At 59.2% G+C, this 17348-nt stretch carries 11 protein-coding genes and 1 pseudogene; 6 read left to right on the top strand and 6 right to left on the bottom strand.

What is annotated here, in order from left to right:
- The first annotated feature begins 156 nt into the window (after window positions 1–156).
- Window positions 157–696 carry a hypothetical protein gene (locus IVA74_RS16940; RefSeq protein WP_247346025.1) on the top strand — a complete coding sequence of 180 codons (540 nt, stop codon included), beginning with the start codon at window positions 157–159 and terminating at the stop codon, window positions 694–696.
- Here the strand turns inward: IVA74_RS16940 and guaB are convergent, their stop codons facing one another.
- The gene (gene guaB / locus IVA74_RS16935; RefSeq protein WP_247346022.1) at window positions 697–2190 is read right to left on the bottom strand and encodes an IMP dehydrogenase; all 1494 of its coding nucleotides are present in this window, start codon (window positions 2188–2190) and stop codon (window positions 697–699) included.
- Window positions 2191–2727: 537 nt separating this feature from the next.
- Window positions 2728–3678 (bottom strand): site-specific integrase, encoded by a 951-nt coding sequence (locus tag IVA74_RS16930; protein ID WP_247346019.1) that lies wholly within the window; start codon window positions 3676–3678, stop codon window positions 2728–2730.
- 342 nt (window positions 3679–4020) lie between these two features.
- Between IVA74_RS16930 and IVA74_RS16925 the strand changes: the two genes are divergently transcribed.
- Together IVA74_RS16925 and IVA74_RS16920 are read left to right on the top strand one after the other, a co-directional pair.
- On the top strand, window positions 4021–4266 hold the full coding sequence (locus IVA74_RS16925) for a hypothetical protein (protein ID WP_247346016.1): 246 nt from the start codon (window positions 4021–4023) through the stop codon (window positions 4264–4266).
- Between the two features lie 98 nt (window positions 4267–4364).
- Window positions 4365–4634, top strand: a complete 270-nt coding sequence (locus IVA74_RS16920) for a hypothetical protein (protein ID WP_247346014.1) — start codon at window positions 4365–4367, stop codon at window positions 4632–4634.
- Window positions 4635–5616: 982 nt separating this feature from the next.
- Here the strand turns inward: IVA74_RS16920 and IVA74_RS16915 are convergent.
- Window positions 5617–6150: pseudogene (locus IVA74_RS16915) on the bottom strand (recombinase family protein); the annotation flags it as partial.
- A gap of 393 nt (window positions 6151–6543) precedes the next feature.
- Here IVA74_RS16915 and IVA74_RS16910 point away from each other — a divergent pair.
- The gene (locus IVA74_RS16910; RefSeq protein WP_247346011.1) at window positions 6544–10623 is read left to right on the top strand and encodes a hypothetical protein; all 4080 of its coding nucleotides are present in this window, start codon (window positions 6544–6546) and stop codon (window positions 10621–10623) included.
- A 451-nt stretch (window positions 10624–11074) separates the two neighbouring features.
- On the opposite strand, the gene IVA74_RS16905 is transcribed toward IVA74_RS16910, so the two are convergent.
- Window positions 11075–11536 (bottom strand): hypothetical protein, encoded by a 462-nt coding sequence (locus IVA74_RS16905; protein ID WP_247346800.1) that lies wholly within the window; start codon window positions 11534–11536, stop codon window positions 11075–11077.
- On the opposite strand from IVA74_RS16905, the gene IVA74_RS16900 reads away from it, so the two are divergent.
- On the top strand, window positions 11511–12950 hold the full coding sequence (locus IVA74_RS16900) for an MFS transporter (protein WP_247346008.1): 1440 nt from the start codon (window positions 11511–11513) through the stop codon (window positions 12948–12950). The two genes, IVA74_RS16905 and IVA74_RS16900, sit on opposite strands and share 26 nt — an antisense overlap.
- A gap of 40 nt (window positions 12951–12990) precedes the next feature.
- Here the strand turns inward: IVA74_RS16900 and IVA74_RS16895 are convergent, their stop codons facing one another.
- Both IVA74_RS16895 and IVA74_RS16890 read right to left on the bottom strand, forming a co-directional pair.
- Window positions 12991–13677: an RlmE family RNA methyltransferase gene (locus IVA74_RS16895; protein WP_247346005.1), complete on the bottom strand. Its 687-nt coding sequence runs from the start codon at window positions 13675–13677 to the stop codon at window positions 12991–12993.
- Between the two features lies 1 nt (window position 13678).
- A complete protein-coding gene (locus IVA74_RS16890; protein WP_247346002.1) occupies window positions 13679–14749 on the bottom strand; it encodes a Ppx/GppA phosphatase family protein in 1071 nt (356 codons plus the stop codon).
- 209 nt (window positions 14750–14958) lie between these two features.
- On the opposite strand from IVA74_RS16890, the gene IVA74_RS16885 reads away from it, so the two are divergent.
- Entirely contained in the window at window positions 14959–17325 is a 2367-nt protein-coding gene (locus IVA74_RS16885) for a xanthine dehydrogenase family protein molybdopterin-binding subunit (RefSeq protein WP_247346000.1), read from the top strand.
- The last annotated feature ends 23 nt before the right edge of the window (window positions 17326–17348 follow it).

The following is a 17348-nucleotide window of genomic DNA, read 5'->3' as shown; positions in this document are numbered from 1 at the left end:
CGAAGCGCGCTCCTCGATCGTGCAATCGAGGAAGTTGTTATGCTTCCGGCGAATTTTAAGTGCCGGATTAAGGTCGCAATCAGCTATCCGCACTAGTCTAGGCTGTATCGAGGAGACAGCCTCGACACTGCCCGGCGTGCCGTCCTCACGAACACGATGAATAAGACCACAGCAAGCGGCTTCGAAACGGCAAGCAAAATGACAGTTGGACAGGGAATGGCGCTGTGGAGGCAGCAAGTCGGGCGAATGGGTCTCATAGCCCCAAAGAGCACGGCATGGAAAATAACGGCCGCCATCGCTGCCTTGCCGATCCTCATCTTTGTGATCGGCCCTACGCTCACAGCGTGGCTCGCAGACGCGTCCCCTGACTTTCGTGAATCGGCAGGTGCTCTTGCAGTTTTAGTGCTGATCCTCTTGCCAACATGGATCGCACTCTTTCTCAATCATCGCCATGCCCTGTTTATATTCTTGTCAAATCTCCTTTGTGTCTTGATCGCCGTCCTCTGCTGGGCCGGCATATCCGTTCTCAGTTGGGTCGGCCTCGGCGGCGAAGCGTGGTGGTCATTTCTGGGGTGGCAAGTCGCGCTCATCTGGTCGTTTATCAACAGCAAAAGACCGGACGCCCCGGAGTTAGGCGAGTCCGGTCCGTCGATCTCATCACTGAACGATCAACACGTGACCTTGCGTCAGGCGTAACTAACCGCCGCCCGGATAGTTCGGCGCTTCACGCGTGATGGTCACGTCGTGGACGTGGCTTTCGCGCAGGCCCGCACCGGTGATGCGGACGAAGTTCGCCTTCTCATGCAGCTCCTTCATGTCCTTTGCACCGACATAACCCATCGCGGCGCGCAAGCCCCCGGCGAGCTGGTGCATGACGTTGCCGACCGGGCCCTTGTAAGGCACCTGGCCCTCGATGCCCTCAGGCACGAGCTTCAGCGTGTCCTTGATGTCCTGCTGGAAGTAGCGGTCGGCCGAGCCGCGCGCCATCGCGCCGACCGAGCCCATGCCGCGATAGGCCTTGTAGGAGCGGCCCTGCCACAGGAACACCTCGCCGGGCGTCTCGTCGGTGCCGGCGAGCAGCGAGCCGACCATCGCGATGTCGGCGCCGGCGGCGAGCGCTTTAGCAAGATCGCCGGAGAACTTGATGCCGCCGTCGGCGATGACGGGAATGTCGGCCTTCTTGGCAGCTTCGACCGCATCCATGATCGCGGTGAGCTGCGGCACGCCGACGCCGGCGACGATGCGCGTGGTGCAGATCGAGCCCGGGCCGATGCCGACCTTGATGCAGTCCGCCCCCGCATCGATCAGCGCCTGTGCGCCCTCAGAGGTCGCGACGTTGCCGGCAACAACCTGCACTGAGTTGGACAGTCGCTTGATGCGGTTGACCGCATGGAGCACGTGACGGGAATGGCCGTGCGCGGTGTCGACCACGACGAGATCGACGCCGGCATCGATCAGCCGCTCGGTGCGCTCGAAGCCGCTATCACCGACCGTGGTGGCGGCGGCGACGCGCAGGCGCCCCTGCGCGTCCTTGCAGGCCAGCGGATGCGCGACCGCCTTCTCTATGTCCTTCACGGTGACCAGTCCGACGCAGCGATATTGATCGTCGACGACGAGCAGCTTCTCGATGCGGTGATGGTGCAGCAACCGCCGCGCCTCGTCCTGGCTGACATTCTCACGCACCGTGACGAGACCTTCATGCGTCATCAGCTCGGAGATTTTTTGCTGGCGGTCGGTGGCAAAGCGGACGTCGCGGTTGGTGAGGATGCCGACCAGCTTGCCCGGCGTGGACTTGCCCGCACCGGTGACGACGGGAATGCCCGAGATGCCGTGATCGCTCATCAGCTTGAGCGCGTCGTCCAGCGTGGCGTCGGGACTGATGGTGAGCGGATTCACCACCATGCCCGACTCGTAGCGCTTGACCTGCCGCACCTGGGCGGCCTGCCCTTCGGGATCGAAATTGCGGTGGATGACGCCCAGGCCGCCGGCTTGCGCCATGGCGATCGCCATGCGGGCTTCGGTGACCGTGTCCATGGCGGAGGCCATGATCGGGATGTTGAGCGGGATGGCGCGGGTGACGCGGGAGCGGATGTCGACCTCGCCCGGCATGACGTCCGACAGGCCCGGCTTCAACAGCACGTCGTCGAACGTAAAGGCTTCGCGAATGCCCTGAAGTTGCACCGTGGCCATTTGCCAACTCCTTCCTGCGGCCCTGCCGCAAATAGCTATGGATGAGCGCCGCCCTCGGCGTACCTTGCGGCATCGCCGGAGAATCGGAGCCCATCGGTGGGGTTGACGCGGGTCGATAGCACGGGAGGGTGACGAATCAAAGCAAATCGGACCGCCGGCCAGCCATGCACAGGCCTTTTTAGGCAAGTTCAGCGCGGATAGCTCCGCGGCCCGTGCCGCCAGATGGCGTCCACGACGGCCCCGTGCCGGTAAATCATCGCGATCTCCGGCGCAGGGGCGCGCCCATCTGGGTCACGCAGGATTTAGGTGCTATGCGTTGATCCGCAATGGTGGCGGGTCGGCGGCGATGATAAGCCGCAACTCCGCCCTTCCTTCCGATTTCCATTACCAATTCGTCATGGTCGACAAGCAACGCGTCATTCCACTGATCGTGGCCACTGCTCTCTTCATGGAGAACACTGGACTACGCTAGAAGGAGTTGAAAGCGCGGCGTTATTCTGCCTGCGCTTTCTAGTCCCCGGATTTTCCCCAAAACAATCAGAGCCGGGCGATAGTGTCGCCCAACTCTTCGACGTTCGTGTGAGCGTAGCGCATCACCATTTCCAGCGTCTTCCAGCCTCCGAGCTTCTGTAGTGCTCCAAGGTCACGGTTCTTCTGGTAGTGCCACGTTGCCCATGTGTGCCGCGTGTCGTGGATACGGAAGTTTGTGATGCCTGCTCGCTTGCAGGCACGCTTGAACACCGTTTTGATGCGATCACTCGCCTTAGCCTCGTGCTTGTACTCCAGCCCGTCCTCGCGTCTGAACACGTCACCGCCGTTATGACGATAGACAGCGAGGTACTTCCGCATCGCCTCAACGACACGCGTGTGAAGCGGCACGCCGCGAGACGTACCGTTCTTAGTGTCGATGAACTGCACATGCGCTCTGTCTAGATCGAGGTCTTGCATCTGCAAGTCCATCGCCTCCGAGATACGCGCACCGGTGTAGAACAGGAATGTCATCAGCGGCTTGATGTGCTTGCCTTCGTCTATCAGACTGTGCGCTTCCTCTTTGGTAAGCCAGCGCACAACACCTTCGCTAGGCGACGGCCACTCGAACTTGATCTCGTCGCACCAGCCCATCTTGTGAGCGTGGCTGAGTATCGCAGAGACCGGGATGTAGAAGTGAGTGCGGCGGGACGCTGGCTGCATTGTAGGAAACACAGCAACAGCGCCCGCATGAATTTCTGGTGCACCAATCTTAGCGAGCTTCGTTGTACCGAAATGCTTGATCACGTCGTCCAGCCTGTATGCTCCGCCCTGCTTGCCGCCACTCTCTCTGTAGCTGAGAGCGGCCTGCGAGAAGGTTACGGTTACGCGCTTACCGTATATGCTCTCTTCAAGCAGTTCGTTTTGGCGCTTAGTTTTAATCTCCTCTGCCGCCTTCCTGTTTCGGAAGTTGACACGCGTGCTCTCGTCAATACTGATGCCTCGTACAGTGCCCCGCATGTAAAAGAATGGTGATCCGTGACGTCGTACGAGTTTTAGCATCTTCCCGCCTTAGCGACTGTTGCCGAGGCTATAACTCGTATGAGATATACCAGTCAATAACTCATATGAGAAAATGAGTCAGATACGATGGCTGCTTTCGATGGGACGTAAGAAGCGATGGAGCGAAGACATGCAAGCTCGCTTCCCTGATGGGACGTTTGGCCGTATTACAGCCGTACTAGCGCCGGAGGAGGATCGCACCGACTTCGTGCGAGCGGCTGTGGAAAACGAGCTGAGACGGCGCGAGACGCCCCGGAAGAGTGCCAAAAAAACAGATGCAAAGACGCTTCGGACGAAAGCTTGAAAGACAAGCATCGAGCGAAACTCAGCCCGCGAGCTGTTGCAGGCTGGATTGAGCAGCATTGGTCCAAACGCATTGTCGGTCATGAACGGCAGGGCGTAACGCAACAAAAATACTTCGCCACAGGATATACTCTGATCCAAAGACGAGATGCGATTGAAAAGCTGCGCTTCGACTACCCGACGCCATCCCTTATAGAAACGGGCCTAGACGAAGCCAGGAAGGGCACTGAGCGAGTTGCTTAAACCGGCACGCTCTGAGTAGTTCGCAAACAGCGGCGACCTTGGCGCGCTCCTTACGACGTCACCGAGGCAGTTCTAGGGAAGCGGATATGGAACTAGTCGTGATCATCCTTCTGGCGGGCGTAGCTGGCTTCTTTTTTCTCAAACACGCCACCGAGCGAGGCAGGAATGCCGTACGCGCTTATCTCTATTTGATCGCCATTCGCGACAGGTGCTCGGTCGAGGAGGCGAACCAGATGGCTGGCGGACCTAGCTACAGTCCGTCGCCGGAAACTATTCGCGGTGCTAAGCTGTATGCACAGGCGTTATACGGCGGCAAACAACTGCCCATGATAGCGGACGCGAAGCGGCAAGGACTTGCACTGCGCTAAACTAATATGGGCAGAAAGGAAGCAGCGTGGCAAAATACGACCCTCTGCACGATCATCTCTGCAAGCAGACTTTACAGAAGTTCGTACTGAGTTTCAAAGAGATCGAAGATATAATCGGCGATCAATTGCCGCCTAGTGCGGACCGACCTCAATGGTGGGAGAACGTTACAGATCCAAATTCTTCTCACGTACAGTGCAAGGCATGGCGAGCCGCAGGCTACAATGCATTTCTAGTGAATGGATCAAACAGGGTCCGTTTGAAAAGTCGCGATAATCGTCTTTGTTCAGAAGTACGCGCGGCTCTACAGTATAGAACTGTGTGACGATACAAGCCTACGAACTGCATTGGAGCTGATGTTGACCATGAAGCGTCGTCAGACAACACATCCATGCTCGTTCGGCCGTGGACCATCATGTAAGTATGCAAGCTTGCTTCGCTCGACATTGCATTCTGATATCTAGTTGCGCTTGTAAGTATGATCGCTCGCTTCGCTCGACCGATCAATTGTATCTTAATATATTACCTAGTGATGCATGAGTTGTGCTGTATCCTTCCCCTCTTACTTCTTAGACAGATACGCCGAGCGGCGCATTTGATCATTGCAAGTAAGCGGAGCGATACAACACATTCGCCGATTAGCGTCATTACCTGAGCGCATACATTGAGCGTGCTTGTAGAGCCTTCCCCTATATTTCCTAATAGGGAGGCAGCCGACACAATGTTTGGAAGCGCGCTGATACTTCGCGAGCAAGCCGCGCCAAGCGTTCTCAGCGGATCAGGCAGCCTTGCTGATGCGTTTTGCCGGATGCGGCTCACCGTTCTCCACGAAATTGGAGATATCCTCAACGAGCTTCTCTGAGGCCCGCACGGTCCACCTCAGTCTATGAATCCGAGCTTGGCATCTCGCTCAATTTCCGCCGCGCTCCGCTTCGGCTTTTTAGCAACAGAACCTGTGATCTGCGTCGTTGCTGTTCGTGCATTCAGAACGCGATACACGGATGCACGCCCGATCTGTAGCTTCTCTGCAATCGCAGTCGGTCCAAGACCTGTTGCTTGCAACTCACGAACCATCGCAACGTCCACTGAAGGCTTTCGACCTTTGTACACACCTCGTGCCTTCGCCTGAGCAATACCCTCTAGTTGCCTTTCTCTGCGCAAGTTCGTCTCGAACTCAGCAAACACACCGAGCATGTCCAAGAACGCTTTCCCGGCTGCCGTGCTAGTATCAATAGGCTGTTCGGTAGCTCGCAGGGCAACACCCTTCTCCTTCAGGGATCGCACAATGTCCTGTAGGTCTCCTATTGAACGAGCCAGGCGATCAATCCGTGTAACGACTATTGTGTCACCCTTCCTCATGAAGTCTCGCAAGATCGCAAGCTCCGTTCGGCCCTTCGTACTTGTGCCGCTTACCTTCTCCGCACGTATGGTCTCGCATCCAGCCGCCTTTAGTGCGTCCTGCTGTACGGTCAGGTCTTGATCGGCGGTGCTTACGCGGGCGTATCCGTAGATCGTCATGCGAGAACGTCCCTGTCTCATTAAGGTCTAGACGCTACATCGCATGACGTCTCATAAATGTAAAGGCACCCATGTGAGACGCGGATTTCGTCTCGCTTCAATGTCTCGCTAGCGTATACCCAAATGGCCCGCAAGAGGGTACCTCCCAGTTAGACGGTGTTTTGCTGCGTGGACCACCGGGGGAATGGTGACCACGATCTTGTCTAATATACCCACGCGAAAAATTCGTCGTTCTCCCAAGCTTCACGAGCTTTGGTTGTGGATGCGCGATTTGAAACTGATCAATGCGCCTTTCGCATAGGTAGAGCGGGCGAGTGATCGGATATGCTGACGAAAGATTCGCGCAATAATTGTGCATGGCGCCGGAAGTCAGAACGAGGTTTAGGGGGATATATGGAGGGGTTCGATCTGGGGCGGCTTAACCCTGTCTCGTTTGAGCGGCTTGTACGGGCTCTCTGCTTCGCAAAGCTAGGACCGGCAGGTACCGTTTATTCTTCGGGCCCTGACGGTGGACGAGACTTCACGTATGAAGGTTCAATTGCTGGCTATGAAGGCAAGAAGTGGGATGGGTACCTCGTCATCCAAGCGAAGTTCAAAGACCCGATGTTGTCGCAAGCAGACGACATCAAATGGTTAGCAACACAGCTCGATGATGAGTTCAAAAAGTACACACGTCATGGCTCAGTGCTACGGAAGCCACAATTCTACATTCTCGTAACTAACGTTCGGCTGTCAGGCGCCGATGGCGCGGCCAAGAAAAAAACGGGGCGTCAGCGAAAAGGAGGCATGACCAAGGCCTTAGAGCTATTTGGCCCTTGGAAGCAAAAGTTGAAGCTGAAAGACGTCGACATTTGGTCCCACGACAAAATCGTTGATCTACTTGTCGGCCATCCCGATATTCGAGAAGCGTACGCACAGTGGGTTACTTCGGGCGACGTCCTCAGCAAGGCATTCCAGCAATTTCAATCAAAGCAACCAAATTTTGCTGAAGTAACTAATCGTTCGCTCAAAAACTCGCTGACCCGTGATCAGTTTGTCCGCTTGAAGGATGCTGGTAGCGTCGGCGATCTGCAGATACGCACCAGCCAAGTAATCGTCGACCTCCCGCTCGCTAACTATGAGATTGACGGTCGGTTCAGAACGATAGCCGAATTTGGCGATGAAGTCGTTTACGAAAGCATCGAGGACGATTCGGACATACCGCCTGACAATGCAATTGCGGAGCTGGTCGAGCGTGCCAGAGAAAAATTAGACCCAGAAACGCTGCTTGAAGACGGCGACGGACCTGATCGGCCCGACCGGCAACAATGCCGAAACAGGATCGTGCTGCTGGGAGGTCCGGGACAGGGCAAGTCAACCATTAGCCTCTTTCTTACCCAGCTATTTCGAGCCGCCATACTGAAGCGCCAGACAACGCTGCGGCGCGATCAGAGTGTCAATCGGCTTGTCTCGGAAATTCTAAAGCGAGCGGAGATCGAACTGATCTCCACGCACTTTCCCCCGCGTTTTCCGTGCCACGTTTCGCTTCCGAGGTTCGCCGACGTTGTCAGCGCCGCTCGTCAACAGAGCATCCGCCCTCCCTCGCTGCTAAGTCATATTGCAAGCGAGATCGGCTCGGCTGGAGACGATGACATTGATCGTTCCGACTTGCGGAAGTGGCTCCAAGACTACCCGTGGCTATTGGTACTTGATGGTTTGGATGAAGTCCCGCCGACCGGAGAGCGCCCCGCGGTCTTGGAAGCCATAAACTCATTTCTGATGGAAGTTAACGAGCTGAATGCTGACATCCTGATCCTAGTTACAACGCGGCCACAAGGCTACAATAAGGACTTAGATGAAAACGTCTGGGAACACTGGCGGCTAGCAGACTTGCGGCCGGAGCAGGCCCTTCGGTATGCAAAAGCCTTCGGAGAAGCTCGCTATCCAGACGATTCTTTGAGAAGAGCGGACGTTCATGCTTCGCTCGTTGTGGCAGCAGGCCAAGCAGCTACAGCACGACTTATGACGTCGCCGCTTCAAGTTACGATCTTGCATTTCATCGTTGACACTGGCGGTGGAGTTCCCACCGCACGTTGGACGCTATTCCACGAATACTTTGAAGTTTTGAAAAAACGAGAGAAAGCAAAAGGCGGAGAACTCCAAAAAATCCTTGAGCGACACTGGGGGCATTTGGGCCCAATACATCACCGGGCGGGGCTGGTGCTGCAAACTGACAGCGAGCACGGCGGTGGCGCGGGAAGCCGCTTTACGCATGAACGGCTTCGCCTCCTGATCCACAATTATCTCAGCTCCGAGGGTTTTGCAGGCGCTGAATTGTCACACCGAGTTGACGAACTAATGAAGCTGGCGATCGATCGCCTCGTTCTGTTGTCTCAACAGGTCGAGGGCACGGTCAGCTTTGACGTCAGGTCCCTTCAGGAGTTTATGGCTGCTGCGGCCATCACCTCAGGTGACCAAGCGGAAATGGATAAGCGCCTGTCACATATCGCAGGGCATTCACATTGGCGCCACGTCTTTCAAATTGCGGCGAGCCGCTGCTTCGCGGATGACGCACTCCACTACCGGCGCCCCGTCATTACCCAAATAGCGAGACAGATGGACACGACTGAACCTGATATGGTGTCCAGGAACGGAGCGCGCCTTGCTCTGGACTTGTTGGCTGACGGCGTTGCGCTAGACCACCCAAACTTCAGGCGCCCCTTACTTCAGCATGCGCTCGAACAACTCGATTTGGGTAAGGATACCTTAGATTATCGGCTGGCTACCGTCTGCGATGAAAGCATGGCCGAGCTTTTACGTGACGACCTCACTCGTCGAATAGTGGAGGGTAGCCGAGCGAGTGCACTGTCTACTTGGAAGCTGATTTTTCAAATCAGCCAATTGGGCAAGGCTTGGGCAGATGATCTCATAATTCAGCTTTGGCCCACCGACGGAACGATTGACATCGAAGCTTGGGAGGAGATTGCCTTTCCTCTTGGAAGTCAGCGCGTGATCGATCATTTGGCTCTCGCTCTCTCGAACGCCGGGCCAACTTTGGGATTGCTGATACACGGATTTGCAAACCGGCTGACACGACAAAAACGAGACGACCGTCTCGACTACACCCGTCTCCGCAAAATGAATTTTGCGGATCGCCTCGTTACAGGAGAGAAAGCCCCACCCTGGAGGAATGTGCGGCTGCTAGACTCCGAATTTCCAAAAGCGTGCAACTTGCGGTTCGTCCCAATTCACAGCCCAATTGGCACGCTTGAGGGCGACGATTTTTCAAAACCCGCATGGGAGGCAATGCGACTTGCTGCGCAGTTCGCGAGTTCACCATCAAAGAAGAACTTGGCTGCTTGCATAAGGGCTTTTGCTGACAGCAAAGTAGGATCGGTGCGCGCGCTGTCTCGGATTTTGCCATGGCCCATTTCGACCCTACTTAGGGAGGCTACCGGAGCGGCAGAGCACCTTAAGAGGCTTGCTTCTGAGATTGAGGCAGGATCTAGGGGCGACGTCGATCAATGGATCGCCGCGGAAAAGCGTTGGAAAACAGTCGGGCTCGTCGAGAATGACTTCTGCTGTGCAACAGAGGTAGGCTGGTTCGGTCCGGAGATTGCTGAACGAGGTGCACCTCTATGGCTGGACGGGGTCGATCGGCCTAGCGCGCCAATGGCTATGATTCAGCGGCTAATTGCTATCTCTAGGAAGGTAGAAAACCGCAGAATGGGCGCCGCACTCCGCGACGCAGCGGCCTCCTTAGTTTCATTTGGTCCTCGCCGAGATGTTTCGTCCGAAAGTGAGGCTGAACTTATTTTGGATGTTCTACTGAGTAGCAGATACCGGTTTTCCCATGGAGCAATCGAGTTTGCTTTGGGACTGGACCAACGGATGTGGAGCCCGCCCGCCATCGCAAACAAGCTGGGGAATCTGCTCTCGTTATCCGACGGCTATGAGGCAAACCATCCCGCAATTCGCGACATTGTTCTTAAAACCGTTGAGGAACACCCAGACTTCGAGGGATTGCTGTACCCGGCTGCACTCATCCTCTGCAACGACGATGCAAACGGAACCGCTAGACTATTGCAACTCTTCTCAAAGGTTGGTCCCTTGAGCGAAGACAGCAGTCTCAATGCTCGGCTCGCCACGGCTATTGTTAGGCTCGTGGATTGTCCCAATCTGGAAGAGTGTGTCGAGGATGTGTTGGGCATCTCTGACCACTCGGCGCTGATCAGCGCCTTTTTGTCCGGGGAGCTTCTTGAGATCGAACGCCGGTTGGATATTTTGACAATGGTAATAAAGAAACTGAGGCAGAGTAATTCGCCAAAGTGGAGGAACTATATTGGGCCCGCACGGAAGGCGCTTGATGCACGTAAGTCGGACCTAACCAACGCAAGCGTTTGGGAAGCTTTAGAGCTACCACAGGAGAGCTTTGAGGTGCTGTTACCCGTGGTCTCAGCACGTCATCAGCCGGCGCGACTTACCAATGGATGATGGCAGGGAACGGTATAGCCTCCTGGTCTTGAGTGCCGGATGCACAGCGCGCGTAGGACCTAACGTGCTATCAAGCGGCGTTTCCCGGCTACAGGCCAACCTACAGATATAACCAAGGCTCCCCGCGACACCGGGCACCAACAATGTGCGCTGAACTCCATTGATGTCTGCTCGTCCGCAGGCTTGCTGACTATGAAATTGCGCATGCATAGGCTATGGATGGATGTGGAGCATTTGGGTGGGACATTCTGTTCCACACTCTTCCAGTTGCCTCTGAGAGATCAAGGCTTTGCGAGAATGGTGGATGCTCCTGCCGGGCCCACCATCCGCGAAACATTGCGCGTTTCAGCCCTCGGATTTCGTGGTGTGCCTCGACCGCGCCTTTAGCTCGCTCTCCTTGGCATCGAGCCAGAGATCAAACAGACGGTATATCCGCGACTTTGCTGGCCAGTTAGACGGTGCCGTTCTTGTCAAATATATGCCGTTCACCACGCAGGCAGCGATGAAGAAGGCGATCGTCTCCGGGGCGTGCACCCGCTCGGTTAAGCAGATGTACGTCAGAAACGCCGCCGTCCCGAACGACGTAATAATCAAAAGATACCTTAGAGTGCGCATAGACCCACCGTACCACGAAGCGGCTCAAAAACTCGCGGTCGCCCTCATCCGGGGGAAGTCCGCAAGTGCTGAGTCCTATACTGGTGCCGCCGCCCACCAGTTCAACTTGAGCCGTCTTGCTAAGGCAAATGCGCTCCCCGGATATTCCCCGGAATTGGGTGCAAAAGCCTACCATTCCGTGCCATTTGTACATACCCAAAGGCCGCAGCGAACGGGCTAAGCTATTGAATAAACAGCGTGTAATACCTTTGATTGTCGCTACGGCGCTATTCATGGAGAACATGGATTCGACGGTCATCGCCACATCGCTGCCGGCGATCGCGGCCGACATCGGCACCAGCCCGTTGACGCTCAAGCTCGCGATCACCTCCTATCTGCTGTCGCTTGCGGTGTTCATCCCGGCGAGCGGCTGGACTGCCGACCGGTTCGGCGCGCGCATGGTGTTTGCGATCGCGGTCGGCGTGTTCATGGTCGGCTCGGTCGGCTGCGCGCTCTCGACATCCGTCAACGATTTCGTGTTCGCGCGCATCCTGCAAGGCATGGGCGGAGCGATGATGACCCCGGTCGGACGCCTCGTGCTGCTGCGCTCCGTCGACAAGAGCGCGCTGGTCAATGCAATGGCCTGGGTGACGGTCCCTGCCCTGATCGGCCCAGTGATCGGGCCGCCGCTCGGCGGCTTCATCACCACCTATGCGTCGTGGCACTGGATCTTCCTGATCAACATCCCGATCGGGCTGCTCGGCATTTTCATGGCCTTGCGCTTCATCGATCCCATCAAGAGCGAGGAACGCGAGCCGTTCGACCTCTACGGCATGGTGCTGGCGGGCCTCGGCCTCGCCGGCATCGCCTTCGGGCTGTCGGTTGCCGGTCTCAATCTGTTGCCGTGGAGCACGATTGCCGCCCTGGTCGTCGGCGGATCGATCTCGATGACGCTCTACGTCATTCACGCGCGGCGGACGGGATCGCCGGTGCTCGACTTCTCGCTGCTGAGGCTTCCGACGCTGCGCGCGGCCATTCTCGGCGGGTTCATATTCCGGCTCGGCATCGGCGCGCTGCCGTTCCTGTTGCCGCTGCTGATGCAGATCGGCTTCGGCCTGTCACCGTTCAAGTCCGGTCTCGTCACGTTTGGCTCTTCGCTCGGCGCCATGGGCATGAAGGCGCTGGCCGCACGCATCATCCGCACGTTCGGCTTCCGCAATCTGATGACGGTGAACGCACTCGTCAGCGCGGTTTTCCTCGCCGCCTGTGCGCTGTTCACTGTGACGACGCCACTGCTCATCATCATGATCATCCTGGTGATCGGCGGCTTCTTCCGCTCGCTGGAGTTCACCGCGATCAACACGGTGGCCTATGCCGACGTCGAGACTGCGCAGATGAGCCGCGCCACCACGCTCGTCAGCGTCAACCAGCAGCTCGCGGTCTCGGCCGGCGTCGCCGTGGGTGCCGCCTCGGTGGAGACCACGATGTGGCTCAGCCATGTCAGCGAGCTCAACGCCACCGTGTTTGCGCCGGCCTTCGTCGTGATCGCCCTGACCTCGGCTGCGTCGAGCTGGTTCTTCTGGCAGATGCCCGATGATGCCGGCCACGAAGTCTCCGGCCGCAAGGCGGTCGAGATCGCGAGCCGCAAGGGTGCGGGCAAGGGCGCGGCGAGTGCCGCCATCAAGGCAGCGACGGAGGATACCCAGGACGCGCGGGATCAGCGGCTGGGATAGTCTCTCTTCTCGCCATTGCGAGCAATGACGGAGTTTGTTGCTATTCCGTCGCCCCGCCCCGAAATCCCGTCGCGAGCACGTAGCGCTCCGAGGAATCCGCACGGCTTGCGGCAGGCTTGACGTGACGCACCGTCGCAAAATCGCGCTTGAGCTGGGCGAGCAGCTCGGCGTCGGCGCCGCTCTGGAACGCCTTTGCCAAAAAAGTTCCGCCGGGCTTCAGCACGTCGCAGGCAAAGGCGGCGGCGGTCTCGATCAGGCCGACGATGCGGAGCTGGTCGGTCTTGCGGTGGCCCGTGGTGTTGGCGGCCATGTCGGACATCACGACATCGGCGCCGCCGTCGAGCATGGCCTTGAGCTTGTCCGGCGCGTCATTGTCCATGAAATCGAGCTGAGCGAACTCGACGCCGGCAATCTCGGGGATGTCCAACAGGTCGATCGCGATCACCTTGCCCTTGCCGTCGACCGAGCCGACGCGCTTGGCGGCGATCTGGCTCCAGCCGCCCGGCGCAGCGCCGAGATCGACCACCGCCATGCCGTGCTTGAGCAGCCGATATTTGTCGTCGATCTCCAGCAGCTTGAACGCGGCGCGCGAGCGATAGCCCAGCGCCTTCGCCTTGATGACATAGGGGTCGTTGAGCTGCCGCTCCAGCCAGAGCTTCGACGACAATTTGCGCTTGCCATGGGTCTTGACCTGGACGTGCAAGCGGCCGGTGGTGTCCTTGGCCATCTCACCAGCTCCTGAGTGCGCCGTCTTCGCGCATCATCTCGACCAGCATGCCCTCGCGCAGGCCCCGGTCGGCGACGCGCAGGCGCGGCAGCGGAAAGGCGCGGCGGATCGCATCGAGGATGGCGCAGCCGGCCAGCACGAGATCGGCGCGCTCGACGCTGATGCAGCTGTTGCCGGCGCGTTCCTCGTAGCTCATGCCGAGCAGCATGTTGATGGTCGCGGTGACGTCGGTATCATTCATCCAGATGCTGTCGATCCGGCGCCGGTCGTAGCGCGCGAGCTTGAGATGGATGCCGGCAAGCGTCGTCACCGTGCCCGACGTGCCGAGCAGATGCATGTCGGCAAGATCGCCGCCATGCTGTTCGGCGAACGGCGTGATGTGACGGGCGACCTCGCGCTCCATCGCAGCGTAGATCTCCGGCGTCACGTCGCGCCCGCCGAATTGCTCGGCCAGTGTGACCACACCGAACGGAATCGACATCCAGGCTTTTATGCGCGGCTCTGGATTCTCCGAGTCGCGCTCGATCCGCACCAGCTCGGTCGAGCCGCCGCCGATGTCGAACAGGATCGCGCCCCGCCCCCTGGGATCGACCAGCGGCGAGCAGCCGAGCACGGCGAGCGCCGCCTCGGTCTCGCGGTCGATCACCTCGAGCTCGATGCCGGTCTCGGCCGCGACGCGGCTGCGAAAATCCTCCGCATTCGAAGCCGCACGGCAGGCCTCGGTGGCGATCAGCCGCAATCGCTTGGCTTTGCGCAGATTGATCTTGTCGCGGCAGATGCCGAGCGCCACGACGGCGCGCTCGATCGCGGCCTCGCTGATGCAGCCGGTTGCCGAGACACCCTCGCCGAGCCGGATGATGCGCGAGAACGAATCGACCACGCGAAAGCCGTCATGGGTGGGACAGGCGATCAGGAGCCTGCAATTGTTGGTGCCGAGGTCCAGCGCCGCATAGACGCCGGTTCCCGGCGCTTGCGCGCCGACGGCCGGTTCCGTGGCAAACGCCACCGCCGCCATCGACCCCAGCTCACCGTGCGGCGCAAGGCCGTCGCGGAGCCGCGTGTGGTCATTCATACAAATTGTCTTTCCGCGGCCGGGTGGGCCGAGCTGGAATTGCTTTTTCGCCTGAAACATTAGCAGTGCGTCAGTCCTGCGCAACAACGCATCACATGGGACCATGTCCATTCGTGCGTTGTCGTGAACGGGCCGGTGGGTTATCTCAACAGGATCCGGTCCCCCGCTGGCGCGAAAATGCGCAAATGCCGGCTTTTCAGGTCATTTCCATGCAAGAACACACGAAATCATCCACGCTCGAAAACGCTATTGCACTGCAAAAATACGGTGTCGGGCAGCCGGTCCGCCGCAAGGAGGACGACACGCTGGTGCGCGGCAAGGGCCGCTATACCGACGATTTCAACCTGCCCGGCCAGGCCCATGCCGTCGTCGTCCGCTCCGCCCATGCCCATGGTATCATCCGCGGCATCAACACCGACGCCGCCAAGGCACTGCCGGGCGTGCTGGGGGTCTGGACCGGCACGGACCTCGATGCGGCCGGCTATGGCCCCTTCACCTGCGGCCTGCCGCTGAAGAACCGCGACGGCTCCCCCCTGCGCCAGACCAACCGCCAGCCGCTGGCGACCGACAAGGTTCGCTTCGTCGGCGATCCCGTCGCCTTCGTGGTCGCGGAGACGCTGGCCCAGGCGCGCGACGCGGCCGAGGCGGTCGAGCTCGACATCGAGCCGCTGGCCGCGGTGACCGAGCCCGAGGACGCCGCAAAACCCGGCGCGCCGCAACTCTACGACCACATCCCGAACAATGTCGCGCTCGACTACCATTATGGCGACATCGAGAAGGTCAACGCCGCCTTCGCCGGCGCCGCTCACGTGACCAAGGTCGACATCGAGAACACCCGCGTCGCCGTGGTCTCGATGGAGCCCCGCGTTGGCCTTGCCTCCTACGACAAGAAGACCGAGCGCTACACCATCCAGATGCCGACGCAGGGCGTCGCCGGCAACCGCGCCAACCTCGCCAAGAACCTGAAAGTGCCGAACGAGAAGGTGCGCATCCTCACCGCCAATGTCGGCGGCTCCTTCGGCATGAAGAACGTCAACTACCCTGAATACATGTGCATCCTGTACGCGGCCAAGGAGCTCGGCCGCCCGGTGAAGTGGCTGGACGAACGCTCCACCAGCTTCTTGTCCGACAGCCACGGCCGCGCCCAGAAGATTCATGCCGAGCTGGCGCTTGACGCCGAGGGGCATTTCCTCGCGGCAAAGCTCGAAGGCTACGGCAATCTCGGTGCCTACATCACCGGCGTTGCGCCCAGTCCGCTCTCGCTCAACACCAGCAAGAACTTTTCCAGCGTCTATCGCACACCGCTGATGGCCGTCGACATCAAGACGGTGCTGACCAACACCACGCTGATGGGCGCCTATCGCGGCGCCGGCCGGCCCGAGGCCAACTACTACATGGAGCGGCTGATCGACCGCGCCGCCGGCGAGATGGGCATCAACCGGCTGACCTTGCGCAAGCGCAACTTCATCAAGCAGAACCAGATGCCGTTCGCCGCGTCCTCCGGCGTCACTTATGACAGCGGCGACTTCCAGGCTGTCTTCAACAAGGCGCTCGAAATCTCCGACCACGAGAATTTTGCCAAGCGCAAGAAGGAGAGCAAGAAGGCCGGCAAGCTGCGCGGTATCGCCGTCGGCTCCTATCTGGAGGTTACGGCACCTCCCGGCGTCGAGCTCGGCAAGATCGTGTTCGATCCCGACGGCTCCGTGCAGCTCATCACCGGCACGCTCGATTACGGCCAGGGCCACGCATCCGCATTCGCGCAGGTGCTGTGTGCGCAGCTTGGCGTGCCCTTCGACAGCGTCAATCTGGTGCAGGGCGACAGCGACATCGTCCACACCGGCAACGGCACCGGCGGTTCGCGCTCGATCACCGCGAGCGGCATGGCGATCGTAGGTGCCGCCAAGCTCGTGATCGAAAAGGGCAAGCGTGCCGCTGCGCACATGCTGGAAGCGTCCGAAGCCGACATCGAATTCGCCGACGGCAGTTTCACGATCGCCGGCACCGACCGCAGCATCGACATCATGGAGCTCGCCAAGCGCCTGCATGACGGCAAGACGCCGGAGGGCGTGCCCGACAGCCTCGACGTCGACCACACCAGCGAACCGGTGCCGTCGGCCTTCCCGAACGGCTGCCATGTCGCCGAGGTCGAGATCGACCCTGAAACCGGCGTCGTGCAGATCGTGCGCTACAGCGCCGTCAACGATTTCGGCACGGTGATCAACCCACTGCTGGTCGCGGGCCAGCTCCATGGCGGCGTCGTCCAGGGCATTGGGCAGGCGCTGATGGAGCACATCCGCTACGACGAGAGCGGCCAGCCGATCACGGGCTCGCTGATGGACTACGCCCTGCCGCGCGCCGAGGACGTTCCGTTCATGACGGTCGGCGACCACCCCGTGCCGGCGACGACCAATCCGCTCGGCAGCAAGGGCTGCGGCGAAGCCGGCTGCGCCGGCAGCCTGTCGACGGTGGTGAACGCGGTGATCGACGCCCTCTCCGACTACGGCATCAAGCACATCGACATGCCGCTGACCCCGGAGCGGGTGTGGCGCGCGATCCAGGATGCAAAGGCGGCGTAAGGGACGCAATTCAGTTTCCACGC

The sequence above is a fragment of the Bradyrhizobium sp. 132 genome, assembly GCF_023074185.1.
GTDB lineage: Bacteria > Pseudomonadota > Alphaproteobacteria > Rhizobiales > Xanthobacteraceae > Bradyrhizobium.
This window is presented reverse-complemented; position numbering and strand designations above follow the sequence as displayed.